Genomic DNA, 24,378 nt, shown 5'->3' with positions numbered 1-24,378 from the left:
TTAGTACTGCTGCAAAACTCAGGCTGCCTTGGCGGCATGGCCGACGTCGACATTGGCCAGCATGTCGGTGACCATCTGCTCGACGCCGATCTGCGCCTTCCAGCCCCAGTCGGCGCTGGCCTTGCCGTCGTCCAGGCTTTGCGGCCAGCTGTCGGCGATGGCCTGGCGGCTGTCCGGCTTGTAGCTGATCTTGAAGTCCGGCACCATGCGCACGATGGCCTTGGCCAGCTGCTCCGGGTTGAACGACACGCCGGCCACGTTGTACGAGGAACGGATCTTGATCGATGCCGCTGGCGCGTCCATCAGTTCGATGGTGGCGCGGATGGCGTCGGGCATGTAAATCATCGGCAGAGTGGTGTTCGCATCGAGGAAGCAATCATAGCGCTCGCCGCGCAAGGCCGCGTGGAAGATGGCGATGGCGTAATCGGTGGTGCCGCCGCCCGGAGGCGATTTGTAGCTGATGATGCCCGGGTAGCGGATGCTGCGCACGTCCACGCCATACTTGTTGAAGTAATACTCGCACAGGCGCTCGCCGGCCAGCTTGCTGATGCCGTACATCGAGGTCGGGTCCATCACCGTCATTTGCGGCGTGTTTACTTGCGGCGTGTTCGGGCCGAAGGCGGCGATCGACGATGGCCAGAAGATGCGCAGCGGTTTGCCCGCTTCGCCGCGCTCGCGCGCCAGTTCCAGGATATTGAGCAAGCCATCCATGTTCAGGCTCCACGCCTTCAGCGGCGCCGCCTCGCCCGTGGCCGACAGCATGGCCGCCAGCTGGTACACCTGGGTGATGTTCTCGTCGGCGATGATTTTCGCCAGGCCGTCCTTGTCCAGCACATTCAATTGCGCGTAGCGCTTGGCCTGGTACAGATTGTTCGTGCCGATGTCGCTGGCGATGACGTTGTCCGCGCCGTGCTGCTGCGCCAGCGCGCCCACCAACTCACTACCGATTTGGCCGTTTGCGCCAATGACTAAGATGCGTTCCATGCTATTTTCCTGAATTCGTATTAATTAGTAGTGGTAGTGGTGGTCAGCAAACCGAGTTCCTTGCCCGCCTGCTCGAAGGCGGCCAGCACTTGCACCAGCTGTTCGCGGGTGTGGGCGGCGGACAGCTGCACGCGGACACGGGCCTGGCCCATCGGCACGACCGGGTAGAAGAAGCCCGTCACCAGCACGCCCAGTTCATACAGGCGGGCGGCGAATTTCTGCGCCACGGGCGCGTCGAACAGCATCACGGGAACCACCGGATGCGTGCCCGGCTTGATGGTGAAGCCAATGCGTTCGATCTCGCTGCGGAAGAAAGCCGTGTTTTCATGCAGGCGGTCGCGCAGTTCCGTCGACTTGGCCAGCCGTTCCAGTACCGACAGCGAGGCGCCGGCAATCGATGGCGCCAGGGTGTTCGAGAACAGATAAGGACGCGATTTCTGGCGCAGGGTGTCGATGACTTCCTTGCGCGCGGAGGTAAAACCGCCCATGGCGCCGCCCAGGGCCTTGCCCAGGGTGCCCGTGATGATGTCGATGCGGCCCATCACATTGTGGTGTTCGTGCGTGCCGCGGCCCGTCGCGCCCATGAAGCCGGACGCGTGGCATTCGTCGATCATCACCAGCGCGCCGTACTGGTCGGCCAGGTCGCAGATCTTGTCGAGTTGCGCAATCGTGCCGTCCATCGAGAACACGCCGTCCGTGACGATGACTTTATGGCGCTTGCCCGCGGCAATGGCCGCTTTCAGCTGCACTTCGAGGTCGGCCATGTCGTTGTGGGCGTAGCGGTAGCGGCCAGCCTTGCACAAACGGATGCCGTCGATAATGGAAGCGTGGTTCAGCGCGTCCGAGATGATGGCGTCGTTTTCATCGAACAGGGGCTCGAATACGCCGCCGTTGGCGTCAAAGGCGGCCGCGTACAAAATCGTGTCTTCCGTACCCAGGAACGCGGAAATAGCCTGTTCCAGTTCTTTATGCACGGTTTGCGTGCCGCAGATGAAACGCACGGACGACAGGCCATAGCCATACTTTTGCGTGGCGGCAATGGATGCTTCCTGCGTCTGCAGGTCGCCGGACAGGCCCAGGTAGTTGTTCGCACACATATTGATCAGGGTACGGCCATCGTCGCACACCACTTCGGCGCCCTGGCGCGAGGCGATCACGCGCTCGGGCTTGTACAAGCCCTGCTGGCGCAGTTGATCGAGATTCTGTTGCAGACCGCTGAAAAAGGTGTTCTTCGCTTGCTCGCTCATGATGATCCTTGTGTGTCCCTGTTGTATGCCTGTTGGCTGTATGGGCCGCCGCTTGACCGGCGCGCGCCATATGCTGTACCGTGAAGCGCTGTTTGAAGTCTACACGTTTCCGTGTTTTTCCTCAAAATCCACTATTTCGAACTCAAATTCAATATAGTGGATATTACCCAAGCCTTTTGAACTTTGCAAGCCACCTGCCGATGAAAACCAGCGTTTCGACCAATTCTCCGCCCGAAGTGGGCGCCACCCTGCAACGGCTGCGCCTGGCGCGCGGCCTGACACTGGAGGATTTGTCGCGCATCGCCGGCGTTTCGAAGTCCATGCTGTCGCAAATCGAACGCGAAAAAGCCAATCCCACCATCGCCATCACGTGGCGCCTGGCCAACGCCCTGGGCGTGCAGATCGGCGAATTGCTGTCCAGCGCGGAAAAAGCCGTGGAAACCATCCGCATCACGGACGCCCACGAAACCCCCACCCTGCCCGGCGACCACGCGGGCTACGTGCTGCGCATCCTCGGGCCGATGGAACTGGCCGGCAAATATGAATGGTATGAAGTGACCCTGGCGCCGGGCGGCGAACTGGCGTCGCAGCCGCACGATCCGGGTACCACCGAGCATTTGACGGTGATCCACGGCAACCTGGAGCTGGAAGTGGGAACGGCGAAGAAAAAGGTCAAGAATGGCGGCACGGCACGCTATCCGGCCGACCAGCCGCATACGATACGCAACCTGGGCAAGACGGAAGGCAAGGCCTTATTGGTGGTCATCCATAGATAGTTGCTTTTCAGCGGTGTGCAATAAGCTCTTTCGCCCATGCTAAGATTTTGGATTAGACAAGATTTTCACTGTCTTTCATGGAGCCTTAGCAATGACGATTTCCGAAAGCACCACCCTCTTCCACAAAAAAAAGGTCGTCCAGTACGATCCTGATATTGCGCTGCAATCCGGGCAGGATATCGTCTACCGCCTCTCTCTCGAGTATGACGACAAGCGCAAGATGCCGGACCTGATCGCCGGTTTCCTGGAAATAACCGACAAGAATGCGCTTGAAGCGCTGATCATCGGCATGTGGGGCGACCCGTACGAAGCGGGCGCCGACGAGGTGATCGCCGCGCTGGCCAGTCACGCGCCGCAGTTGCCGAACTTGCGCGCCCTGTTCATCGGCGACATGACGTACGAGGAATGCGAAATTTCGTGGATCGTGCAAGGCAGCTACAAGCCCCTGCTCGATGCTTTCCCGCAGCTGGAAGAGCTGCGCATCCGTGGCGGCAATGAACTCGTCATCGAACCGTTTGCGCACCAGAACCTGCGCAAGTTCACCATCGAGTCCGGCGGCCTCGATCAAAAGATCGCGCAGGCGCTGGCCCAGTCGAGCATGCCCAAGCTGGAATACCTGGAACTGTGGCTGGGCACGGACGACTACGGCTTTTCGGGCGACGTGGCGCTGTACCAGAAAGTGCTGGCGCAGCTGGCCACGCCGACCCTGCGCTACCTGGGCCTGCGCGATGCGCAGATCGCTGACGAGCTGGCCGTCTGGCTGGCCAACGAGCCGCTGCTGGCCACCGTCGAGACCCTGGATCTGTCGCTGGGTACCCTGGGCGACGTGGGCGCAGAAGCACTGCTGCAAGGCACGCAACTGGGCAATCTGAAGCGCATGGACCTGTCGCATCACTATATCTCGGAAGCGAACCAGGAAAAACTCAACGCCCTGCCCTTCCCGGTCAGGCTCGATGATCCGCAGGAAGACGACGAGGACGACGACGAAGTCTATCGCTATGTCGCCGTCGGCGAATAAAACCTGATGCTTTTGCTGGCCACCAGCGGCAGCAAGCGCGTGCGCCTGATGCAGGCGGCGCGCGCGCAACTGCGCCTGCCGCCCGCGCAGGTGCTGGAATGGCGCGACTGGCTGGCGCAGCCTGCCCTGCTCGAGGACGCCTTGCGCCGGCCCTGCCTGTTCAAGATCGAGCCGCCTGGCGATGATCCTGCCGCCCACCGAATGTTGCTGCACGCGGGCTGCGGGCTGCAGAACCGTCCGCTGCTTGACGCTCCCGCGCATGGCGAGCTGCTGGCCATGGATGCGTGGTTTGCCGGCTTTTCCAATGCCATGCAAGGCATGGCGAGGCAACTGGCGGCCATGCCGCAAATACGCGTCGTCAATGCGCCAGCCGAAATCTGCCTCATGACGGACAAGCTGGCGTGCCAGCGCCACCTGGCCGCGCACGGCATCGCCATTCCCAGCCTGCTCGGCCCCGTGCACGGCTACGAGCATCTGCAGTCGCTGCTGCACGAACACCAGCTTGACCGCGTTTACCTGAAACCGCGCTACGGCTCGTCCGCGTCCGGCGTCGTCGCCTACCGCAGGAACAAGGCCGGGCGCCAGCAAGCCACCACCTCGGCCGCCTTGCAGCAGGGCGATGGCGCGGCACGTCTGTTCAACGTCAAGCGCATGGCCCGCTACGAGACGCAGCATGACATCGCCGCCCTCGTCGACGCGCTGGCCGCCCAGGAACTGTATGCGGAGGCATGGCTGAACAAGCCGCGCTGCGGCGATGGCCATTACGACCTGCGTATCGTGACTGTGGCCGGCCAGCCCGCGCACCGGGTGGCGCGTATTGGCGACCAGATGATGACGAATCTGCACCTCGACAACCGGCGCGGCGATGCGGCCAGCCTCTTGAACGCAGCCGACCTGGCGGCGCTGGAAGCGGCGTGCGCCCAGGCCGCGCGCGCCTTCCCACACAGTCACGTGACGGGCTACGACCTCGTGGTGCGCCACGGCAGTGCCCACGTGCTGGAAGCGAACGCCTTCGGCGACTTGCTGCCAGGCCTGCTGTGGCAAGGTACGGACACTTACGCAGCGCAACTGACGCATGTTTAAAGACACACCTGCCATCCCCGACATGCACGCCATCGTCGGCAGCCACGACATCGTCTTCATCACGCTCGACACCCTGCGCCATGACGTGGCGCAAGCCTTGTATGCGGCGGGCGAATTGCCCGTGCTGGGACGTTTTTTGGCACCGGACGGCTGGGAAAGGCGCCACTCACCCGCCACGTTCACGTATGCGGCGCACCAGGCCTTCTTTGCCGGTTTTTTGCCCACGCCGGCCGCGCCGGGCCGCCATCCGCGCCTGTTCGCCAGCGCTTTTGCGGGCAGCGAAACCACCTCGCCGCACACGTACACCTTCGAAGAAGCGGACCTTCCCGCCGCCTTGGCCGCGCGCGGCTACCGCACCATCTGCATCGGCGGCGTGGGCTTCTTCAATAAGCAGACGGCGCTGGGCACGGTGCTGCCGTCGCTGTTCCAGGAAAGCCACTGGAGCGCCGGCATGGGCGTGGCCAGCCGCCATTCGACGCAAAAGCAGGTGGCGCTGGCGACCCAGCTGCTGGCGCAAAACGATCAACGCACCTTTTTGTTCATCAACGTGGCCGCCCTGCACACGCCGAACCGCGCCTACCTGCCCGGCTGCCGCGCCGATAACCTGGACAGCCATGCGGCGGCCCTGCGCTATGTGGATGGCGCGCTGGCACCCCTGTTTGCCGCCTGCGCCGCGCGCGCGCCCACGTTTGCCATCGTCTGCTCGGACCACGGCAGCGCCTATGGCGAAGACGGCTACCGTGGCCACCGCATCGCCCATGACAGCGTGTGGCAGGTGCCGTACGCGCACTTCTTCCTCACGCCAGATACCATTTCCCAGGAGTCCCCATCGTGAACCCATCCGAACAACCGGGCACCCTGGCGCAGCGCATGCGCCACACGCCCTACCAGGCGTATTCATACTCGTATCCGCACAAGGCAGCCTACCGCGCCTTGCCGCAGGCGGCGCCGCTGGCGCCCCTGTGGGCGCGGCAGGACCGCTCCGCCCTCTTCGCCTACATCCACATCCCGTTCTGCGAAATGCGCTGCGGCTTTTGCAACCTGTTCGCCATGGCCCGCCCCAGCGCCGACATGGTCGAGCGCTACGTCCAGCAAGTGCTGGTGCAGATGCGCGCGCTCAACGGCGCGCTGGGCGAACGGCGCTTTGCCCGCTTCGCGCTGGGCGGCGGCACGCCCACCTATCTGTCGCCGGCGCAACTGGACACCCTGCTGTGCGGCGCGCGCGACATCCTCGGCATCGACCTGCAAGCCACGCCGGCTGGCATCGAAGCCTCGCCCGAAACCATCACGGCCGAGCGTCTTGCCGTCTGCCGCGCGCATGGCATCGACAGGGTCAGCCTGGGCATCCAGAGCTTTGCCGCCGGCGAGATGCGCGCGCTGGCGCGCCCCCAGCAAAACGCCACCGTCCATCACGCCATCGGCCTGATACGCGCGGCCGGCTTCCCCACCCTGAACCTGGACCTGATCTACGGCATCGCCGGGCAAACCGTGGCCAGCCTGCTCGCTTCCATCGACAGCGCGCTGGCGTTTGCGCCCGAGGAAATCTATCTGTATCCGCTGTACGTGCGCGAACAGACAGGTCTCGGCAAGGTGGCGCGCCGCCAGGGTGCGGAGTCGCTCAACCCCATCATGCTGGCACGCGACGGCGACAGCCGCCTGGCCCTGTATGCGGCCGCGCGCGATCATCTGCGCGCCCTGGGCTATAAACAGGTCTCCATGCGCATGTTCCGCGCACCGCATGCGCCGGAGCAGAACGGTCCCTCGTACTGCTGCCAGAATGACGGCATGGTGGGCCTGGGCGCGGGCGCCCGCTCTTACACTTCGCGCCTGCATTATTCGAGCGAGTACGCGGTGGCGAGAACGGAGACCATCGGCATCATCGACAACTACCTGGCGCTGGATGAGGAACACTTCGCGCAGGCCGAACACGGCTATGTGCTCGATGATGCGGAACAGCGCCGCCGCTACGTGATCCAGTCGCTGCTGACGGAGCCGGGCCTGGACCGCGACGCCTACACGGCGCGCTTCGGCACGCGCTGCGAGCTTGATCTTCCGCAGCTGGCCGAACTGCACGCCTTGGAACTGGTGGAAGAAAACGGCCCGCTGCTGCGCCTGAATGACCGTGGCTACAGCTACGCCGACACCATCGGCCCGTGGCTGGCCTCAGACACAGTGCGCACGCTGATGGCCGAAGGCGGCCAGGCGTGCTGAAAGCACCAAAAGAAACGCTGTCCCTGCTGTACCGGGGCACCTTGGCAAGCTGCAATTACGCCTGCGGCTACTGCCCGTTCGCCAAGAAGCGCGACAGCCGCGCCACCCTGGCCCGCGATGCGCGCGAAGTGGCGCGTTTTACCAGCTGGGTGGCGGCACAAAAGCGGGACATCAGCGTCCTGTTTACGCCCTGGGGCGAAGCGCTGGTGCGGCGCCACTACCGTACGACCATGCAAACCCTGGCAGCTTTGCCCCATGTGCGCCAGGTGGCGCTGCAAACGAATCTGTCCGGCCCCTTGAACTGGCTGCATGACATGCCTGGCCTGGAAAAAATCGGCCTGTGGTGCACCTACCACCCGGATCAGACGACACTGGCCCGCTTTCTCGCACGCTGCGCGCGCCTGGACGCCATGGGCGTGCGCTATTCCGTCGGCGCCGTCGCCATGAACGAGCACCTGGACGCCATCCGCGCCCTGCGCGCGGCCCTGCCGGAACACGTCTACCTGTGGCTGAACGCGTATGACCGGCGCGGCCCCGGCTATTACAGTGTGGAAGACCTGGCCTGGCTTGACGCCATCGACCCGTGGTTCGCGCAAAGCCGCCGCCCGTCGCCTTCACGCAATAAACCGTGCCTGGCGGGCGAAGCGTCGCTGTCCGTCGATGGCGATGGCGAACTGGCGCGTTGCCATTTCGTGCCGGAGCGGCTGGGGAATCTGTATGAGGATGACCTGGCCGACATGCTGCAAGAACGCCGCTGCCCGCGCTTCAAGTGCGATTGCTATATCGGCTACGCGCAGCGCAAGGATTTGCCGTTTCAGGCGGTGTTTGGGGAGGGGGTGCTGGCTAGGATCGTGCACGCAGAGCAACGTAGGTCGGATTAGCGGCGGCACGCCGCGTAATCCGACACATTGTTGGCTCCGGTGGTGTCGGATTACGCACGGCGATGCCGCGCTAATCCGACCTACCGTGTTTTACTGCGCCGCCACCTTGGCCGGCTCCGCCACTACCGGCGTCATCTTCAGCGAACGGCTGAGGAAGCCCCAGCGATCAGCCACTTCTTCGATCTGCTTGGTCGTCGGCTTGCCGGCGCCATGGCCCGCCTTGCTGTCAATACGGATCAGCACGGGCGCCGCGCCACCTTGCGCTGCCTGGGCGGCGGCGGCGAACTTGAAGCTGTGCGCTGGCACGACGCGGTCGTCGTGGTCGGCCGTCGTGATCATGGTGGCTGGATAGCAGCCGCCCGCCTTCAGGTTGTGCAGTGGCGAGTATTTCACCAGCGCCTTGAATTGCTCGGCGTCGTCCGACGAACCATAGTCAGGCACCCAGCCCCAGCCCACGGTGAACTTGTGGAAGCGCAACATGTCGAGCACGCCCACTTGCGGAATCGCTGCGGCAAACAGGTCCGGACGCTGCGTCATGGCCGCACCGACCAGCAGGCCGCCATTGCTGCCGCCGCCGATCGCCAGTTTCGATGGCGAGGTGACCTTGTTGTCCACCAGCCACTGTGCCGCGCCAATAAAGTCGTCGAACACGTTTTGCTTGTTCAGCTTGGTACCAGCCTGATGCCAGGCTTCACCATATTCTCCGCCGCCGCGCAGGTTGGCCATCACGTAGACGCCGCCCATTTCCACCCAGGCAAGATTCGCCACGGAGAAGCTCGGCGTGAGCGAAATATTGAAGCCGCCATAGCCGTACAGATAGGTCGGGTTCGTGCCGTCGAGCTTCATGCCTTTTTTCGAGACGATGAACATCGGCACCTTCGTGCCGTCGCGGCTGGTGAAGAATTGCTGGCGCGTTTCAAAGGCGTTCGGGTCGAAATCGACCTTCGGCTGGCGGTACACCGTGCTCTTGCCCGATTTCATGTCGTAGCGGTAAATGGTCGCTGGCGTCGTGAAGCTGGTAAACGAGTAGAACGTTTCCGTGTCGCCACGCTTGCCCGCAAAACCGCCTGCCGAACCGATGCCCGGCAAGGCCACTTCGCGCACCAGCTTGCCTTTCAGGTCGACGATCTTGATTTGCGTTTGCGCATCTTTCAAGTAGTCGAGCACCAGTTGGTTGTTGATCAGGTTGACGGCGACCAGGGTTTCCGCGCTTTGCGGCACGATCTCTTTCCAGTCGGAGGGCAGCGGTTTACGCGTATCAATGGCGATCACGCGCGATTTTGGCGCCTTGTTGTCCGTCTTGAAGAAGAACACGGGACCGTCATTGTCGATGAAGGAGTACGACGCGTCGAATTCTTCCAGCAAGCCGACGACCTTGGCGTTCTTCTGGCGCAAGTCCTTGTAGAAAACGCGGTTCTTGCGTTCCGTGCCCTGCGTGGCCGTGATGATCAAATAATTGCCGTCGTCGCTGACGGTGCTGCCGCCGAACGCCCATTCCTTCTGGTCGGGACGGTCGAAGACCAGCACGTCGTCGCTTTGCGGCGTGCCGATCTTGTGGAAATACAATTTCTGGAAGTAATTGATATCGGCCAGCTTGGTGGCTTCATTCGGCGCGTCATAGCGGCTGTAGAAGAAACCGGTGTTGTCCTTGGTCCACGAAGCGCCGGAGAACTTGGCCCACTGGATGTGATCCGTCAAATCCTTGCCCGATTCGATATCGCGTACTTTCCACTCGTTCCAGTCGGAACCGGAGGCGGACGTGGCATAGGCCAGGTACTTGCCGTTCGGGCTGATCGAGGTGCCGGCCAGCGCCACCGTGCCATCCGTCGACAGGGTGTTCGGGTCCAGCAGCAGGCGCGGCTCGTCCGTCAGTTTTTTCACCGTGTACAGCACGGCCTGGTTCTGCAAGCCATCATTGCGGCTGTAGAAGTAACGACCGCCCTGCTTCGTTGGCGTAGAGAAACGCTCATAGTTCCACAGCTTGGTCAGGCGCTGCTTGATCGCGGCGCGCTCGGGGATGGTGCCCAGGTACGACTGCGTCAGCTTGTTTTGCGCCGTGACCCATTCGCCCGTTTCCGCGCTGTTGGCGTCCTCCAGCCAGCGGTACGGATCGGCGATGGTGGTGCCGAAATAGCTGTCTTGCTGGTCGACTTTTTTGCTGACAGGATACGTCACGGCAGCGCCGTCGCCAGCCGGGCACGATGGCATCGCGGCGCTTTGCGCCAGGGCATTGCCGCCGAAAGCGGTCATCAAGCTGAATATGAGGGTTGCACTACGTAATTGCATGGGTTGTCGTCTCATTGTTGGATGTCGGGGAAAGCATGCCGCTCAAGCAAACTCTGCGGCTGCCTATGTTGACTTTCGCCAAGAGAAATCATAGCGCGGATTGCCACTTTTAAAGCACAGTTATCCGGTGGATTTGCCGTCTTTTGTTTGGCAAATTTACGTGGATCACCATGATAAATCTCGCTTTCGACGGAATCGGCAAACTGACGTTCATGCAAGAAACATTATCAAAAGCAAAGTCGTTTCATCAAGCCGTCATAAATCTTCTTTACTATCGGCAACATGTTCATGGCCCGTCCAGAGGCCGTGCCGCCACGTCCGCCTATGCACACTCTCGCCCTCCCCACCGCCGCGCCGCCCGGCGCGATGCCATCGAATGTGGCTTACCTGACGCCGCCATCGATATCCATGAGCATCGAAGGGACGGATGCCTTGCACGAGATCCTCGCGGGCCGCAAGCTCAGTGCGCTGTTCCAGCCCATCATCCACATGCACAGCGGCGACATCATCGGCTACGAAGGCTTGATACGGGGGCCGTCCGACAGCCCCCTGCACGCGCCGATGAATCTGTTCAAGGTGGCGCGCGCGCATGACCTGACCCTGGAAGTGGAGCACCTGTGCCGGCAAGTGGTGCTCGAACGCTTTGCCGAACTGCAACTACCCGGCAAATTGTTCCTCAACGTCAGTCCCGAATGCCTGTTGCTGCGCAATGCCCGCCATGGCGAAACCCTGGAATACATCGAGCATATCGGCATCAATCCGGACCGCGTCATCATCGAACTGACGGAAAACCAGCCCACGTATGACTACGAGCTGATGCGCGAAGCGGTGCTGCACTATCGCAACATGGGTTTCCAGATCGCCATCGACGACCTCGGTGAAGGCTTTTCCAGCCTGCGCCTGTGGTCGGAGCTGCGCCCGGAATACGTGAAAATCGACATGCATTTCATCCAGGGCATCAATAATGACCCCGTGAAACTGCAATTCGTGCGCTCGATCCAGGAAATCGCGGAAAAATCGGGCACCCTGGTGATCGCCGAAGGCATCGAGGCGCAAACGGAATTGCTGGTCTTGCGCGACCTGGGCGTGGCCTTCGGGCAAGGCTATCACCTGGGCCGGCCCAACGCGGTGCCGGCGCGCGCGCTGCCGGCCGAAGTGGTGCAGGCGCTGGGACGCAATGGCGTGGCCGTGTATCCGCAGCGCAGCAGCCTGGAAAAGAACGGCGCCAGCATCCGCAAGTTGCTGCACCGGGTGGCGGCCGTCTCGCCCGAGAAAAACAATAACGAGGTGTACGATATTTTCCTGAAAGACCCGAAGCTGATGATCATCCCCGTCGTCGACGACGGCGTGCCGCTGGGACTGATCAGCCGCTTCGAAATGATCGACCACTTCGCCCGCCCCTATCAGCGCGAACTGTATGGCAAGAAATCATGCAGCCTGTTCATGGATGCCACACCCCTGATCGCCGACCACGAAACGAGCTTGCAGGAACTTAGCTACACCATGGTGCAGTCGGACGCCCACCACCTGTTCAACGGTTTCATCATCACCGAGCACGGCCGTTACCTGGGCATGGGCACGGGACACGACCTGATGCGCGAAATCACGCAGATGCAGATCAATGCGGCCCGCTACGCCAACCCGCTGACGCAACTGCCCGGCAACGTGCCCATCAACGAACATATCGACCGCTTATTGCACAGCGGCAGCCGCTTCTGGGTCTGCTATTGCGACCTCGACCACTTCAAGCCCTTCAACGATGTGTACGGCTACCGCAAGGGCGACGACGTGATCCAGCTGACGGGAGAAATTCTCAGCGGCCATTGTGACCCGAACCGCGACTTCATCGGCCACATCGGCGGCGACGATTTCATGATCCTGTTCCAGAGCGAAGACTGGGAAACGCGCTGCCAGGCCATGCTGGACGACTTCGCGGCCGCCATCCTCGCCTATTACAGCACGGGCGACTGCGAACGGGGCGGCTACATCAGCGAAGACCGGCAAGGCAAGAAAGTGTTTTACTCCTTGATCAGCCTCTCGCTGGGCGTCATCAAGGTCGAGGCGCACCAGTACTACACGCACCATCAGATCGCCACGCAGGCGGCCGAAGCGAAGAAACAGGCCAAGAAAATCCACGGCAACAGCCTGTTTCTGGACCGGCGCCAAGGCACGGGCGCGGCACGCATGGATGCGTAGCCAGCGACAATAGCAAGAAGCTCAACGGAATCAGATGCGCACGAGGTCGCCAAACGCATTGCTGCCGCGCGCATCGGGCACGAATGCCAGGCTGACGTGCGCGCCATCGCGGCGCGCCTGCAGGCGGTAGTTGCCTGCGGGAACGTCCACGAACAGGCCGCCATATGCCGTGTCCGGTTCCAGGCCGCCGCCCGTCACATCTTCCCCTGCGCCGATGAAGACGCGGCCCGAGACGACGGCCAGATGCACGACCACCTGCGGTTCGGCAAGTTCGGCATGCAAGACAAGTTCATACGCGCCGTCGCCGCCTACGTTGAAAAACGCCACTTGCCCCGCATTCACGGCAGCCAGTTCCGCGCTGGGGAGGCTCCACCAGTCGCAGTCATCGTCCAGCCTGTGGCGCACTAGCGCCGGGTCGAACACGCACACGGTGGCCGTGCCGATGACAATGCTCGTCATGCCACCAGCGGCGCCGGTCCCAGCAGAGGCTGGCTCGCCACATACTGCGCGCTGGCTTGCGCCTGCCACGGAAAATGGCCATCGCGCGACGGCCAGACGATCTGGTACAAGATAAAATCATCGCCCTGGTAATACCAGCGCGCATAGCCGACATAGTTGCGGTATCGCTCGACGGGCACGCGCACGAAGGCGCATTGATGGCCTTCCAGTAAGACGTCCGTGGTGGCCGTGAAATCCGTGATGGCGCCGCTGCGCACGGCGTCCAGCGCCACATCGAGTATCTGGTGGGCCATGGCGCGTGGCAAGCCCATGATGAGAAATTCAGGCTGGCCGAAGCTGTGGCAAGCGCCTATGGTAAAAGCATAGCCGGGACCTTCTTCATCGGCGCTGATATGCACGCCATGCCAGCCATGCGTGGCGATGTCGTCGATGACTTTTTGCTCGGATGCATCCTCGCCTGCCTGCCTTACCATGTTCCACCTTTCACTGTGCCGAAAACCATGCCGCGTTCGCAACATGCCTGTCGGCAATTATCGCATGCAGCACGCGTCCGCGCGCGCACGGTGCCAGTGCTTCAGTCGCGCGGCGGCAGCGGCGGAAAGCGCACCTGGTGCCATTGCCGCATGCGCTGCTGCGCCTCTTGCAGCTGCGCCGGCTCCAGCCTGGCGGCAGCCGCTTCCCGCGCCTTCGCCGCCCCGCTATCGCCACCCTCGGCCGCCAGCGCCAGCCACATGTAGCCGCAAACGGGATCTTTCTCCACGCCGCGCCCGCTGTTGTACATGCCGCCCAGGTTGTATTGCGCCAGCGCATGCCCCTGACCGGCCGCGCGCGCATACCAATGCACGGCCAGGCCATCGTCTTGCGGCACGCCATGGCCGTTCGCGTACATGACGCCCAGGTTGTTTTGCGCGCTGGCATCGCCCTGCTCGGCGGCCGTGCGGTACCAGCGCACGGCGCACACCTCGTCGCGCTCCACGCCCTGGCCATTGGCATACATCACGCCCAGGTTGAACTGCGCATTCGACGCGCCCTGAGCCGCCGCCCTGGCATACCAGTCCAGCGCCTGGCGCAAGTCGCGGACAACGCCGCGTCCGCCCGCAAACATGCCGCCCAGATTGTATTGCGCCATGCAATGGCCTTGCAAGGCGGCACGCCGGTACCAGACGACGGCGCGTGCCTCGTCCTTGTCCACGCCCTGGCCACGCGCCAGCATCAGGCCCAGGTTGAACTGGGCGTCGGCGTCATCCTGCTCGGCCGCCCGCTGCAGCCAGGCGTAGGCGCGCAGCTGGTCGGGCGCCACGCCCAGGCCTTCCGCATACGCCACGCCGAGTTGCCGCTGCGCCACGGCCAGACCCTGGGCGGCGGCCTGGCGGAACCAGGCCAGCGCCTGCGCATCGCTTTGCACCACGCCCTGGCCCCGCTTGTAGACGAGACCCAGGTTCAGCTGCGCCTGCGCATCGCCCTGCAAGGCGGCCTTGCGGAACCAGGCCAGGGCCAGCGCATCGTTCTTTTTCGCGCCCAGACCCTGCGCATAGGCTTCACCCAGCAGAGATTGCGCGCTGGCCACGCCCTGTTCCGAGGCGCGGTAAAACCACGCCAGGGCCAGCTCGTCACTTTGCAGCACGCCGCGTCCCTTGCGGTACATCTGCCCCAGGTTTTGCTGGGCCGAGGCGTCGCCCTGGGCGGCCGCGCGGCGAAACCACAGCACGGCGTCCTCGTCGCTCTGCGCCACGCCGCGGCCGTGGTAATACAGGGCGCCCAGGTGGTTCTGCGCAAAAGCCAGCCCTTGCAGCGCGGCCAGGCGTAGCCAGACAAAAGCGCGCGCATCGTCCTGCGCCACGCCTTCGCCCTTTTTGTACATTAATCCCAGGTTGAACTGGGCGTAGGCATTGCCCTGCTCGGCAGCCGTGCGGAACCAGATATACGCCTCGTGGCTATCTCTGGCAGTATGGTGCTTGTCCATGTGCGCCCCCATCCACATTGCGCTTGCCGGCAGCACGCGCAAAACGGCGGCCCTGGGCGGCGAAATCGTGTGTTGCTTAAATTTTAAATTCGATGCGGGGGAAGGACTTGAGCAGGCTCAAACGAAATAACAAAATTATATCGTTTTGATGAGCCCGCTTAGAGGGAGAATGGCGCTCAGCGGCGCGATGGGTGTTTTTGCAGGAATTGCGGCACTTTGGCGGCGGCCAGCTTGTTCAGCGACACCAGCAAATCGGCGTCAACATCGGCGATGCCATAGCTGCTGCGCAAGTGGCGGCCGATATGGATCAGCACTTGCGCCGCCACTTCCGCATCGGACTCGGCCCTGTGGGCGGCGCTCTTGAAGGCGATGCCCAGCTGGCTCGACAGCAAGCCCAGCTTGTAGCTGGCCATGCCGGGAAACACGCGGCGCGACAGTTTCAAGGAACACACGAGCGACTGGTGCGCCGGTGTCAGGTTCAGCCTGGCGCTTTCCGCGCGCAGGAATTTTTCGTCGAAGCTGGCATTGTGCGCCGACAAGGCATCGCTGCCAATAAAATCGAGCAATTGCGGCACCACCTCGGCCACGGGCGGCGCCTTGTCCACCATGGCCTGCGTGATACCCGTCAAGCCCGTGATGAACGAGGGAATGCGCGCATTGCAGTTGATCAAGGTCACATAGCGGTCCGTGATCCGCCCGCCCTCGATGCGCAGCGCCGCCACTTCCGTGATGCGGTCGCCCATGTCGGGCGACAATCCGGTCGTCTCGAAGTCGATCATGACGATCGGTTTGTCAAACACATTCATGAAGTCAGGCTCTTTCTGCGATGCTGCGGTGGGCCAGCTTAGCCGAACTTGCGCACGGCGTCCAGCGCGAGACCTGCGCCAATGCTGCCGAACAGGTCGCCCTCGACCTTGCGCGCGGCCGGCACCAGGGCTGCGATCTTTTCGCGCAGCAAGCGCACGCCGCTCGAGCCGCCCGTGAAGAAGACGGTATCGACGGCGTCCGGCGCCACGCCCGCATCGCGCAGCAAACGCAGCACGGTTTCTTCCACGGAACCGCACAGGTGGCCGATGGCTTCATCAAATTGCGTACGTTTGAGCAACAGGCTTTGCGCGGGCGACAAACGGTCCAGCTCCAGCTGCACTTCGGCCGCGTCGGACAGGGCGATCTTGCCCTCTTCCACTTTCATAGCCAGCCAGTGGCCGGCGCGCTCGTCGATCAGCTTTTGCAAGCGCCCCATCTTGTCTTGCTCACGCGCATCACGGCACACGTCGGCCAGCTGCACCCAGATCTTCTTCGTGTACGCCAGGTTGATCGTGTGCCAGGTGGCCAGGTTGAAATAATAACTGGACGGCACTTCGCTATTGTTATGCAGGCGGCTGCCATAGCCGAGCAGAGGCATGACGGAAGACAGGCTCAGGTATTTATCGAAATCCGTGCCACCGATGTGCACGCCGCCGGTGGCGAGGATGTCCTCACGCCGTTCGGTCTTTTTTGCCCGCTCGGGCGACAAACGGACCAGCGAAAAGTCGGAGGTACCGCCGCCGATGTCGGCGATCAGCACCAGTTCTTCCTTGTCGATTTGCGACTCGTAGTCGAACGCTGCGGCAATCGGCTCGAACTGGAAGGCGACATCCTTGAAGCCGACGGAACGGGCCACTTCGGCCAGGGTGTCTTGCGCCAGCTGATCGGCTTGCGCATTGTCATCGATAAAGAAGACGGGACGGCCGAACACGGCGGACGAGAATTCGCGGCCGGCGGACTGCTCGGCGCGGCGTTTCACTTCGCCAATGAATTGCGCCAGCAACATGCGAAATGGCAAGGCGCGGCCACCCACTTCCGTCTGGCCATCGATGAGACTGGTACCCAGCAAGCTTTTCAGCGAGCGCATCAAACGCCCTTCGTAACCGGCCAGATAGCCGGCCAGCGCCGCGCGGCCAAAACTGACTTCCTCGTCTTCCGCATTGAAGAAGACGACGGACGGTAAGGTCGTCTTGCCATCTTCCAGGCCGAGCATGGTGCTCTGCCCGGGACGTGCCCAGCCTACCGTGGAATTTGACGTGCCGAAATCGACGCCGCAAGCATTGGCCATGTCGACCCTTCCCTGAATAAAGGGGCGTTATGTTATCAGAAGGCAGGCCATTGCACCAGCAAAACCCGTTCAACCCTGTCAACAGCATAAGCTTGCTTTGCATCAAGTAGTTGCCGCGCGCAAAAGCTACTCTTGGAAGTGATGCCGAGCAACTCGGCCAGCTCCCGGAGACCCATCGTGCCCCCCCAACCCTCTGCGCCGGCTGCGCGCTGTCAACGATGGCGGCAAGCTGGCCTTGCCAAATGCAAAGATTTCGTTTGCCGCCGATTTCGGTATCCTCGGCAGCGTCGATGCCGTGACGGACAAGACAAGACAAGGATACCGTGTCCGTCAGTGCGCTGGGGGCCGCCGCCACGCAGGCGTCTGCCCTGGCCGGCAGCGACCTGCGTCTGAGTTCAGCCGTAGGCCAGGATGCCAGCGGCGCGGACGTGCTGCCGGAGATCGCCACCCTGGCGTGCCAGCCCATCGACACTTGCCATTCAGTCATATTTTTTGCAACATAATCAAGAAAGCAGTCTTGCCATGCAGCAATCTTTTGCGCTATGCTCATTCTGCCCGCCCAGGCCGCCACAAGCGGCCGGGCCTGCAGGAATACTTTGAGACAGGTTGCTTGCCAGACCAATATGCGAAAAAAGAATACTGTAGCCCGGACACCCAGCACCACCAGCCGCGCCATACCCGGCGCGGGACGGCGCGTGACCTCGTATGACGTTGCCCTGCTGGCCGGCGTGTCGCAATCGGCCGTGTCGCGCTGCTTCAAGCCAGGCGCCAGCATCTCACAAGCCACCCATGCCAAGGTCATGCAGGCGGCCATCAGCCTCGACTACATCCCCAACGCGGCCGCGCGCAGCCTGATCACGCGGCGCTCGAACCTGGTGGCCGTCATCATTTCCAACCTGGCCAATCTGTATTACCCGCAAGTGCTGTCCGACCTGAGCCAGCAAATCGCCCGCCAGGGCAAGCGCCTGTTACTGTTTACCCTGGAGCGCGAAGCCGACATCGGCAAGGTCTTGTGCGATGTGTGGCAATACCAGGTCGATGGCGCCGTCGTGGCCGCCTGCCTGTCGGACGAGCAGATGGACGAATTCGGCCGGCGCGACGTGCCGCTGGTGCTGTTCAACCGCAGTCCGCGCGAGCACGCCGTGCACGCCGTGCTGTGCGACCAGGCCGAAGCGGCGCGCCTGCTCGTCTCGCGCCTGGCCGAGGCGGGCCACCGCCAGTTCGCCATCATCGACGGCCCCGGCGACTCGGCCGTCGCGCAGGAGCGCAAGGCCGGCATGCTGGACCGTTTGCTGAGCCTGGGCTTGCCCGCGCCCATCGTCGTCAGCGGCAACTACGATTACGCCAGCGGCGGACGGGGCTTGCGCAAGGTCATCGACCGCCTGGGCCGCGTGCCGGACGCCGTCATTTGCGGCAACGACATCATGGCCATCGGCTGCCTGGACACGGCGCGCCACCAGATGGGCATCCAGGTGCCGCTGCAAATGTCGGTGGCCGGTTTCGACGCGCTGGATGCGTCGGGCTGGCTCAGCTACGACATCACCACCCTGCGCCAGCCCGTGCAAAAGATGGCCACCGACGCCGTCGCCATGCTGGGCGAACTGATGGAACGGCGCGGCGGCAACGCCGAACGGCGCCGCTATTGCTCGTATCTGGTCGAGGGCAGTACGGCCAGGCTGACTGCCGGGCAGCCATATTTCGGCATGATGGCCGCCGCTTAGAACGCCTGAGAAAACGCCCATGGCGTTGTTGCCTGCCCCTCGCCGTACTATTCGTACTGTCTTCGGGGCGGCGCCTAGCCCTAGGCGTTTTTCAGACGTTCCTTCCTCTCATACAAAATACAAAATCCCGCGCAACAAAAAACCTCGCATCGCTGCGAGGTTTTTCACTTTCAAGACTTGGGAATCAACCGAAGATTTTGCCCTTGAGCATATTCAAACCCTGGCTGACGAGGTCATTGCCTTCCGGTACCTGACCGTCGGGGGTCAGCTTGTCGATCAGCTGGGGCAGCAAGGCGGCCAGGCCGCCCGAGGCGGCGTCCGGCGCGACGCCCGCTTTTTCAGCGATCTGGGTGATCGTGTCGCTGCCCAGCGCATCCTTGATCTGTTCGCCGGAAACGGGCGCATTGGCGCCGGTGCCGATCCAGCTGGCCACCTGGTCGCCCAGGCCGCTTTCCTGGAATTTCTGCAGCAGACCGGGCAAGCCGCCATGCTGGTTGACCAGGTCCATGACACTGGCCATCAATCCCGATGGGGCTTCCCCGTCCGCACTTTTATTACCCAAAGCGCTCATCGCCTGTCCTGCAAGTTGGTCTAGCAAACTCATCGTATTCTCCTGAACGCTATCGATTCGTGCCGCGTGACTGCGGCGTCCGGCATGGCGCAGACCTTTCTCCACCATGGAAATCATTATACTATGAATAATAAAATGCCATAATTACAATTTCAAGGCGAACGCACGGACGACCTCACTGTCGAGGCGCCCACCTCCATCATATTTAGTTCGGCACAACTTGCAAGCGTAAATTGATGGTTTGCAAAAACGTGTAGAATTAATTTCCCCACTTACTGAGGAGTATCAACACATGAACATCAATAAAGCGGTAGACAAGGCTTACGAAAAAAAGACGTTCAAGGAAATCGCTGATGCCCCCGTCGATGCGCTGCAAGGCGTGAGCGAGAAGGATGCTGAGCTGCTCAAGCAAGCCTTCAATATCAAGACCGTGCGCGACCTGGCGAACCTGAAATACTCGAAGTGGGCGCGCGCCATCGTCACCCTGGCCGATACGGAAGAATAAACCGGGCCATGCCTTTGGCATTCCCGTCAGCACAGCCCGCCCGAGACGGCGGGCTTTTTCATGTCAGCCCACTATCGGCTCGCAAGCCGATAGCTGCGCGGAGGCCCCATTGCTCACGCCGCTGACCCTGCCCGGCATCTGCTGGCCCCTGCAAGCGAGCACGGGCGATCTTGCCGTCACCACGTCCCACATCACGGGCCACTTTCGCGCCGGTGCGGGGCTGGACGCCATCGTCCTGTGCGATCTGCTCCCCGCTGGAAAATTTCGCAACGGCGCGGCGCGCCACTGGTGCCGCACGCACCAGTGCTACTGGGGCACGCAAGCCGACCTGGCCGACCGGCAAGCAACGCAGCCCATGCGTTGCCGCCAGCACGCCAGTCCCATGGGCTATGTGCTGTACCCGGAACTGCTCGACCCCATGCAATTTCACGCCACCACCTTACGCCTGGGCACGGATGGCGTGCTGCAACTGCGCGCACGGGCCGATGACGGCGGCGCCCTGCTGGCGCGCGACGTGGCCGCGCTGGCCATCGACTGCCGCGCCCTGCCCGGCCTGTTTCCTCCCGACATAGTGCATTTGAATATCACGCCGCCCGCCGCGCTGGCCTTCGCCGCCGCCTTGAAGGCCGGCGCGCCGCTCGCTTGCAGCGACTGCGCCCGCTGCGGCCACCCGCACCTGGACCTGGGCAGCTTCGCGCTGGCGCCGCACCGGCGACACAGTTGCGGCCATTGCGGCCACGACGCCTCGCACAGCGCCACGGCCATCGTCTCGACGCCGCTGTGGCGCTTGCGCCAACGCTACACGCAATGGTTCTGAAGGTGCGCCCGCCCACAGTCGGCCTGGTCGCTTGTGCGTAGACTGGGGCCATCACCACCACGAGGATAGCCCCATGCCGCAAGCGCGACACCAGGATGAAAATGACCAGCAAGGCGACGAAGGCGACTTGTCCGACCTGCTCAGCGAATTGCGCATCCTCTTGCCGGGCGCGCAAATGCTGACGGCCTTCCTCATCATCCTGCCTTTCAACGGGGGCTTCGCGAAGATCGTGCAGGCGGAAAAAGTCGTCTTCCTGCTGACGTTTTTCCTGTCCATGACCAGCCTGGTGCTGCTCAGCGCGCCCGCCATCCAGCACCGCGTGATGCGCCCCCTGCAAGACCGCGAACGTTTTAAAAGAGTGGCCGACCGCATCATGATGTGCGGCGCCTTTACCCTGGCGCTGGCGTTTATCCTGGGCACCAACCTGGTGATATCGGAAGTGTTTGGCCACATCGCCGGCATCATCGCCGGCGTGCTGATGGGGTCGCTCATCATTTGCATGTGGTGGTGGCTGCCCCTGCATTTAAAGCGCAGCAAGAAAATGTGATCCGGGCGCTTACTTTTGCAAGATGGTGATCTTGCCATCGGCCTCCAGGAAGGCGCATTTCATGTCCTGCAACGCACAATCCGCCTCGCGCAGCGCCTGCTCCACATCGCCGCCGGCCACCCTGCATTTCTTGACGACATCGTCAAAAATCTGGCCATCGCGGCCCAGCAGCACGGGCTTGCCATCGACCAGGTCGGCGAACTTGCGGCTGCGTGAACTCAGCCATGCGATCAGCATGTTGAGACAGATCAAGGTCAAGGCCAGCACCAGGCCGCCGGGAATCGAATCGTCGCCGCCCGACAGCGAATTCGAAACGGCCTCGCTCAGCAGCATAACCACCAGCAAGTCGAACGGCGTGAATTGTCCCACCGTCCGCTTGCCCGTCATGCGCACCATCAGCAGCAAGGCAAGATAAATGATGACGGCGCGCGCCACCAACTCCCACACCGATACATCCATGGCAAACATGGCAATCCTCCTGACGAATGATTGCCTTATTTATACGTCTTTTTACGCCGCCATGGCCACACCGCTGGCCTGTTCCAGCAGTGTCTCGCGGAAAATCCCCACCAGCGGACGCAAGTTGACCTTGTGCCAGGCCAGCCACAAGGGTGTGCGATAGCTGAACCACGGCAATTCGCGCACGACGACGCCGGCCGGCGCGTGCTGGCGCAGGCTGTGCTGGATCATGGCCATGCCCAGCCCGGCCGCCACCAGGCCCAGCGCCGTCAGCGGTTCCGTTGCTTCCAGCCGGATATCGGGCGTAAAACCGGCGCGCGCGCAAGCGGCGATGAAGTTATCGTGTTTCAGCATGCTTTCCTTGTGCAGCACGGCAATCCACTCCTGGCCAGCGAGGTCCTCGGGCGTGAGATCCGCCTTGTGCGCCAGCGGGTGCGTTTCCGGCAAGGCCAGCAGCATGGGGTCGCTCAGCACTTGCGTGCAATCGAGGTCCGGGTCGTTCGGCAGCGGCGGTTCGCACAGCAGGGCAATGTCCAGGCTGCGCTGGCGCAAGCCCTCAATTTGCTCGGCCGAATGCAGGTTGTATAGCGCGATGTGCACTTGCGGCCGCGTGGCGCGCAAGGCGCGCAAGCCATCGGGCAACACCCCCGCATGCATGGCGTTTTCGATATAGCCGATGCACAGGCCGCCCTCGTCGCCGCGCCCCAGGCGTTTCGCCAATGCTTCCAGGCGATTTCCGTGTGTGATAAAAGCGCGCGCTTCGGCCAGAAAAGTATGGCCGTCGCGCGTCAGGCGGATGCGCTGCGCGCTGCGCTCGAACAGGGTCAGGCCCAGCCTGTCTTCAAGCTGGGCGATTTGCCGGCTCAGCGGTGATTGGGAAATGTGCAGGCGCTCGGCCGCGCGCCCCACGTGTTCTTCCTCGGCGACGGCGATGAAGTATTGCAATTGGCGGATGTCCAGCATATCAGACCTTTCGGGACTCAAGTTACGCTAATTATGTCTTGGACAGGCTTAACTTGTCCAGCTATTCTGTCTTCACTGATCCACACATTGAAGGAAAACATCATGAGTATCAAACACTTACTGACAGGTAAACTGGGTTTCGGCACGGCGCCGCTGGGCAATATGTTCCGCAATATTCCCGAAGAGGAAGCAGTGGCAACGGTCGACGCGGCCTGGGAATCGGGCATCCGCTACTTCGATACGGCCCCGTTCTACGGCGCCGGCCTGGCCGAGCTGCGCCTGGGCGCCGCCCTGAAGCAGCGCCGCCGCGACGATTACGTACTCAGCACCAAGGTCGGCCGCCTCATCCTCGATGAACTGGAAGACCCGGCCAGCCGCGAACTGGGCGAAAAAGGCGGCTTGTTCGAATTTGGCCGCAAAAACAAGATCGTCGATGACTATTCGGCCGACGCCACCCTGCGCTCGATCGAAGACAGCCTCAAGCGCCTGGATACGGACCACCTCGACATCGTCTGGGTGCACGACATCGCCCAGGATTTCCACGGCGACAACTGGCTGGCGCAGTTCGAGATCGCCCGCACTGGCGCCTTCCGCGTGCTGACCCGCTTGCGCGAAGAAGGCGTCATCAAGGCCTGGGGCGTGGGCGTGAACAAGGTGGAACCGCTGGAACTGACCCTGGATTTAAGCGAAGCGCAGCCGGACGCCTTCCTGCTGGCCGGGCGCTACACTCTGCTCGACCATGAGCGTGCGCTGCAGCGCCTGATGCCAGCCGCTGCAAGACAAAACGTCGACATCGTCGTGGGCGGCCCCTACAGCTCGGGCATCCTGGCCGGTGGCGCGCATTTCGAATACCAGAAGGCGTCGCCCGAGATCATTGCCAAGGTGGAACGCATCAAGGCGATTGCCGCGCGCCATGGCGTCAGCGTCAAGGCGGCCGCCCTGCAATTCTCGCTGGCCAATCCCGCCGTGGCTGCCGTGATCCCCGGCGCCAGCCGTCCAGAACGCCTGGCCGAAGACCAGCAAGCATTGAACAGCGTCATCCCCGCCGCCTTCTGGCAAGAGATGCGCGCCGAACAACTGGTGTCGCCGTTCGCGCCGCTGCCAACTGGCAACAACTAATATATAAAGGAATACCATCATGGCACATACCACGACTTCCATCGACATCGCCGCCACGCCGGCGCAAGTGTGGCAACTGATCGGCGGCTTCAACTCGCTGCCCGACTGGCTGCCGTATATTCCCAGCAGCACGCTCAGCGACGGGGGCCGTATCCGCCACCTGGCGAACCCGGCCGGCGACGTCATCGTCGAGCAGCTGGAAGCGTATGACAATGCGGCGCGCAGCTACAGCTATTCCATTCTGCAGGCGCCGTTTCCTGCCAGCGACTACCTGTCGACCCTGCAAGTCGAGTCGCTGGCGGATAGCGCTGGCGCGCGGGTCACCTGGTCCTGCCGCTTTACTCCTGTCGGCGTGAGCGAACAGGAAGTGACGGAGCTGTTCCACGGCATTTACGTAGCGGGACTGGAAGCGCTGCAGCAATCATTAGCGAAGTAAGGCGCTGCGAAGACCATTTCCGCCACAGCCAGCTTTTCTTC

The 24,378-nt window shown here is 62.5% G+C and carries 26 protein-coding genes; 14 read left to right on the top strand and 12 right to left on the bottom strand.

What is annotated here, in order from left to right; translation table 11 throughout:
- Positions 1–18 precede the first annotated feature (18 nt).
- Both KO539_RS09980 and kbl read right to left on the bottom strand, forming a co-directional pair.
- A complete protein-coding gene (locus tag KO539_RS09980; protein ID WP_219308921.1) occupies positions 19–984 on the bottom strand; it encodes an NAD-dependent epimerase/dehydratase family protein in 966 nt (321 codons plus the stop codon).
- Between the two features lie 20 nt (positions 985–1,004).
- Entirely contained in the window at positions 1,005–2,231 is a 1,227-nt protein-coding gene (gene kbl, locus KO539_RS09975; protein ID WP_035818512.1) for a glycine C-acetyltransferase, read from the bottom strand.
- Positions 2,232–2,431: 200 nt separating this feature from the next.
- Between kbl and KO539_RS09970 the strand changes: the two genes are divergently transcribed.
- The 6 genes from KO539_RS09970 (at position 2,432) to KO539_RS09945 (ending at position 8,200) form a co-directional block, all read left to right on the top strand.
- On the top strand, positions 2,432–3,007 hold the full coding sequence (locus KO539_RS09970) for a helix-turn-helix domain-containing protein (protein WP_034751403.1): 576 nt from the start codon (positions 2,432–2,434) through the stop codon (positions 3,005–3,007).
- Between the two features lie 91 nt (positions 3,008–3,098).
- Positions 3,099–4,025 carry an STM4015 family protein gene (locus KO539_RS09965; RefSeq protein WP_219308920.1) on the top strand — a complete coding sequence of 309 codons (927 nt, stop codon included), beginning with the start codon at positions 3,099–3,101 and terminating at the stop codon, positions 4,023–4,025.
- Between the two features lie 6 nt (positions 4,026–4,031).
- The gene (locus KO539_RS09960) at positions 4,032–5,108 is read left to right on the top strand and encodes an STM4014 family protein (protein WP_219308919.1); all 1,077 of its coding nucleotides are present in this window, start codon (positions 4,032–4,034) and stop codon (positions 5,106–5,108) included.
- Positions 5,101–5,943, top strand: coding sequence for an STM4013/SEN3800 family hydrolase (locus KO539_RS09955; protein WP_257626220.1), 843 nt, complete (start codon positions 5,101–5,103; stop codon positions 5,941–5,943). The genes KO539_RS09960 and KO539_RS09955 overlap by 8 nt, the downstream gene beginning before the upstream one ends.
- Entirely contained in the window at positions 5,940–7,319 is a 1,380-nt protein-coding gene (locus KO539_RS09950; protein ID WP_219308917.1) for an STM4012 family radical SAM protein, read from the top strand. The genes KO539_RS09955 and KO539_RS09950 overlap by 4 nt, the downstream gene beginning before the upstream one ends.
- Positions 7,313–8,200 carry an STM4011 family radical SAM protein gene (locus tag KO539_RS09945; RefSeq protein WP_219308915.1) on the top strand — a complete coding sequence of 296 codons (888 nt, stop codon included), beginning with the start codon at positions 7,313–7,315 and terminating at the stop codon, positions 8,198–8,200. Before KO539_RS09950 ends, KO539_RS09945 begins: the two co-directional genes overlap by 7 nt.
- 90 nt (positions 8,201–8,290) lie before the next feature.
- Here the strand turns inward: KO539_RS09945 and KO539_RS09940 are convergent, their stop codons facing one another.
- Together KO539_RS09940 and KO539_RS09935 are read right to left on the bottom strand one after the other, a co-directional pair.
- Entirely contained in the window at positions 8,291–10,486 is a 2,196-nt protein-coding gene (locus KO539_RS09940; RefSeq protein WP_219308913.1) for a prolyl oligopeptidase family protein, read from the bottom strand.
- Between the two features lie 11 nt (positions 10,487–10,497).
- Positions 10,498–10,704 carry a hypothetical protein gene (locus KO539_RS09935; protein ID WP_176390689.1) on the bottom strand — a complete coding sequence of 69 codons (207 nt, stop codon included), beginning with the start codon at positions 10,702–10,704 and terminating at the stop codon, positions 10,498–10,500.
- 190 nt (positions 10,705–10,894) lie between these two features.
- On the opposite strand from KO539_RS09935, the gene KO539_RS09930 reads away from it, so the two are divergent.
- Entirely contained in the window at positions 10,895–12,682 is a 1,788-nt protein-coding gene (locus tag KO539_RS09930) for a GGDEF domain-containing protein (protein ID WP_035827096.1), read from the top strand.
- Between the two features lie 30 nt (positions 12,683–12,712).
- Here KO539_RS09930 and KO539_RS09925 read toward each other — a convergent pair whose 3' ends face one another.
- The 5 genes from KO539_RS09925 to KO539_RS09905 form a co-directional block, all read right to left on the bottom strand.
- Positions 12,713–13,141 carry a DUF6386 family protein gene (locus tag KO539_RS09925; RefSeq protein WP_219308911.1) on the bottom strand — a complete coding sequence of 143 codons (429 nt, stop codon included), beginning with the start codon at positions 13,139–13,141 and terminating at the stop codon, positions 12,713–12,715.
- Positions 13,138–13,614 (bottom strand): DUF4262 domain-containing protein, encoded by a 477-nt coding sequence (locus KO539_RS09920; protein ID WP_219308910.1) that lies wholly within the window; start codon positions 13,612–13,614, stop codon positions 13,138–13,140. Before KO539_RS09920 ends, KO539_RS09925 begins: the two co-directional genes overlap by 4 nt.
- 101 nt (positions 13,615–13,715) lie before the next feature.
- Positions 13,716–15,104 (bottom strand): tetratricopeptide repeat protein, encoded by a 1,389-nt coding sequence (locus KO539_RS09915; RefSeq protein ID WP_219308909.1) that lies wholly within the window; start codon positions 15,102–15,104, stop codon positions 13,716–13,718.
- Positions 15,105–15,280: 176 nt separating this feature from the next.
- Complete coding sequence (locus KO539_RS09910) at positions 15,281–15,910, bottom strand: PolC-type DNA polymerase III (RefSeq protein ID WP_170846245.1); 630 nt, start codon at positions 15,908–15,910, stop codon at positions 15,281–15,283.
- 38 nt (positions 15,911–15,948) lie between these two features.
- Positions 15,949–17,199 (bottom strand): Hsp70 family protein, encoded by a 1,251-nt coding sequence (locus KO539_RS09905; protein WP_035818497.1) that lies wholly within the window; start codon positions 17,197–17,199, stop codon positions 15,949–15,951.
- A gap of 323 nt (positions 17,200–17,522) precedes the next feature.
- Between KO539_RS09905 and KO539_RS09900 the strand changes: the two genes are divergently transcribed.
- On the top strand, positions 17,523–17,702 hold the full coding sequence (locus tag KO539_RS09900; protein WP_219308908.1) for a hypothetical protein: 180 nt from the start codon (positions 17,523–17,525) through the stop codon (positions 17,700–17,702).
- Positions 17,703–17,822: 120 nt separating this feature from the next.
- Positions 17,823–18,920 carry a LacI family DNA-binding transcriptional regulator gene (locus KO539_RS09895; RefSeq protein ID WP_219308907.1) on the top strand — a complete coding sequence of 366 codons (1,098 nt, stop codon included), beginning with the start codon at positions 17,823–17,825 and terminating at the stop codon, positions 18,918–18,920.
- A gap of 184 nt (positions 18,921–19,104) precedes the next feature.
- On the opposite strand, the gene KO539_RS09890 is transcribed toward KO539_RS09895, so the two are convergent.
- Positions 19,105–19,524: a YidB family protein gene (locus KO539_RS09890; RefSeq protein WP_034751100.1), complete on the bottom strand. Its 420-nt coding sequence runs from the start codon at positions 19,522–19,524 to the stop codon at positions 19,105–19,107.
- A gap of 259 nt (positions 19,525–19,783) precedes the next feature.
- Here KO539_RS09890 and KO539_RS09885 point away from each other — a divergent pair, with 259 nt between their 5' ends.
- The 3 genes from KO539_RS09885 (at position 19,784) to KO539_RS09875 (ending at position 21,360) form a co-directional block, all read left to right on the top strand.
- On the top strand, positions 19,784–19,996 hold the full coding sequence (locus KO539_RS09885) for a hypothetical protein (RefSeq protein ID WP_034751103.1): 213 nt from the start codon (positions 19,784–19,786) through the stop codon (positions 19,994–19,996).
- Between the two features lie 109 nt (positions 19,997–20,105).
- Positions 20,106–20,813, top strand: coding sequence for a hypothetical protein (locus KO539_RS09880; protein ID WP_219308906.1), 708 nt, complete (start codon positions 20,106–20,108; stop codon positions 20,811–20,813).
- A gap of 73 nt (positions 20,814–20,886) precedes the next feature.
- Complete coding sequence (locus tag KO539_RS09875; RefSeq protein WP_219308905.1) at positions 20,887–21,360, top strand: DUF6328 family protein; 474 nt, start codon at positions 20,887–20,889, stop codon at positions 21,358–21,360.
- A 9-nt stretch (positions 21,361–21,369) separates the two neighbouring features.
- Here the strand turns inward: KO539_RS09875 and KO539_RS09870 are convergent, their stop codons facing one another.
- Together KO539_RS09870 and KO539_RS09865 are read right to left on the bottom strand one after the other, a co-directional pair.
- Positions 21,370–21,828 (bottom strand): DUF421 domain-containing protein, encoded by a 459-nt coding sequence (locus tag KO539_RS09870; protein WP_035818485.1) that lies wholly within the window; start codon positions 21,826–21,828, stop codon positions 21,370–21,372.
- Between the two features lie 42 nt (positions 21,829–21,870).
- Positions 21,871–22,782, bottom strand: a complete 912-nt coding sequence (locus tag KO539_RS09865) for a LysR family transcriptional regulator (RefSeq protein ID WP_219308904.1) — start codon at positions 22,780–22,782, stop codon at positions 21,871–21,873.
- Positions 22,783–22,884: 102 nt separating this feature from the next.
- Between KO539_RS09865 and KO539_RS09860 the strand changes: the two genes are divergently transcribed.
- Positions 22,885–23,901, top strand: a complete 1,017-nt coding sequence (locus KO539_RS09860; RefSeq protein ID WP_219308903.1) for an aldo/keto reductase — start codon at positions 22,885–22,887, stop codon at positions 23,899–23,901.
- A gap of 19 nt (positions 23,902–23,920) precedes the next feature.
- Entirely contained in the window at positions 23,921–24,337 is a 417-nt protein-coding gene (locus KO539_RS09855) for an SRPBCC family protein (RefSeq protein WP_219308902.1), read from the top strand.
- The last annotated feature ends 41 nt before the right edge of the window (positions 24,338–24,378 follow it).

Origin of the sequence: Janthinobacterium sp. NKUCC06_STL (genome assembly GCF_019345455.1) — a bacterium.
GTDB classification, from domain to species: Bacteria; Pseudomonadota; Gammaproteobacteria; order Burkholderiales; family Burkholderiaceae_D; genus Janthinobacterium; species Janthinobacterium rivuli.
The sequence above is the reverse complement of the archived record's forward strand: the minus strand, read 5'-3'. Positions and strand labels throughout refer to the sequence as shown.